Origin of the sequence: Streptomyces adelaidensis, from assembly GCF_016598475.1 — a bacterium.
Taxonomy (GTDB): Bacteria; Actinomycetota; Actinomycetes; order Streptomycetales; family Streptomycetaceae; genus Streptomyces; species Streptomyces adelaidensis.
On the sequence record NZ_JAEMUX010000227.1, the window covers coordinates 1 to 1,523 of the forward strand.

A 1,523-nucleotide genomic window follows, 5' to 3' on the forward strand; every position below is an offset into this window, starting at 1 on the left:
GGTGTCGGCAACGGCTGAATTTGGGACCAGTTCGAACGGTTCAATCGTGAGCCACCGTGCGGCCTCGGATGTTCGTCAGTCGTTGTCGGTGGCGGTGGGGACGCGGCCGAGTTCGCGGCCCTTCATGCGGTAGGACTCGCCTTTGAGGGAGTGGACCTCGGCGTGGTGGACGAGTCGGTCGATCATGGCGGCGGCGACGGTTTCGTCACCGAAGGTCTCTCCCCAGCGTCCGAAGGGCTTGTTCGAGGTGACGATCACGCTGGCCCTCTCGTATCTGTTCGAGATGAGCTGGAAGAACAGGTTCGCGGCCTCGGCCTCGAACGGGATGTAGCCGACCTCGTCGATCACGATCAGCGGGTAGCGGCCGAGCTTGACCAGTTCGTCCTGGAGCCGGCCGGTCTGGTGGGCGGCGGCGAGGCGGTCGACCCACTGGGCGGCGGTGGCGAACGCGACCCGGTGGCCGGCCTGACAGGCCCGGACGGCGAGGCCGGTGGCCAGGTGGGTCTTGCCGGTGCCCGGCGGTCCCAGGAAAACAGCGTTCTCTTTCGCCGCTATGAAGTCCAATGTTCCCAGGTGTGCGAGTTGTTGGCGCGTCAGACCCCGCAGATGAGTGAGATCGAGCTCCTCAATGGTCTTGATGGCGGGGAAGCGGGCGGCGCGGATGCGGCCCTCGCCGCCGTGGGAGTCGCGGGCGGAGACCTCGCGCTGGAGGCAGGCGACCAGGTATTCGGTATGGGTCCACGATTCGGTGCGGGCGCGTTCGGCCAGGCGCTCGGCGGCGTCCAGCAGGGCCGGGGCCTTCATGGCGCGGGCGAGGAAGGCCAGGTCGGCGGCGGTCTGTCGGCCCGTGCGGGCGCCCTGGCCGTCGGGTTTGCCCGCGTCGGTCGCGGGGTGCGTTTTCGCGGGAGCGGTGGTGCGGGCCATCAGGTGTCTTCCTTCCCGCCGCCGCCCTCGATGAGGGTGAACATGCGGTCGTAGGTGCCCAGCTCGCGTTGTTCGACCTCGATGCCGAGGCTGTCGGGGGCCAGGGCCGCGGCTTTGGCGGTGGCCGCTCGGGCTGCCTGCTGGTGGATCACCTCGCCGCGCAGGTCCCGGGCCGCCGCGGCGTGTTCGGGGTCGGTCAGGCTCTGATGCCTGGCCCAGCAGCGGGTGTGACGGGCCACCAGGTCGTCGCCGCAGGTCACGGTGATCTCCTCGGTGTCGTCGTGGACCGTGACGATGTGGCCGATCGCGCGGGGGTGGACGGAGTAGTCGTTGGTGTCGACCCGGATGTAGTGGTCACGGCCCAGACGGGTGCGAAGCGGCCACCAGTGGGGCGGGCCGACGGGCGGGATGGCGAGCATCGCCGCCCGGTCGCTCTCCCAGCGGTCGACGGGCCGGGCGTCGATGACACGGTGATGTCGCCGGTTGGCGATCTGCAGCCAGGCGGTCAGCTGGGCGTTGAAGTCGTCCGGTCCGGTGAAGAGGCGGCCGGGCAGGAAGCTGGTCTCCAGGTAGCCGTTCGCGCGTTCGACCAGGCCCTT

At 69.7% G+C, this 1,523-nt stretch carries 2 protein-coding genes; both read right to left on the minus strand.

Going from position 1 to position 1,523, the window contains the following annotated elements; genetic code table 11:
- Positions 1-75: 75 nt before the first annotated feature.
- A complete protein-coding gene (gene istB, locus I8N67_RS41465; protein WP_234047114.1) occupies positions 76-924 on the minus strand; it encodes an IS21-like element helper ATPase IstB in 849 nt (282 codons plus the stop codon).
- The coding region (locus I8N67_RS41470) for a Mu transposase domain-containing protein (RefSeq protein WP_443729058.1) at positions 924-1,523 on the minus strand (600 nt) is incomplete at its 5' end. The genes I8N67_RS41470 and istB, both read right to left, overlap by 1 nt.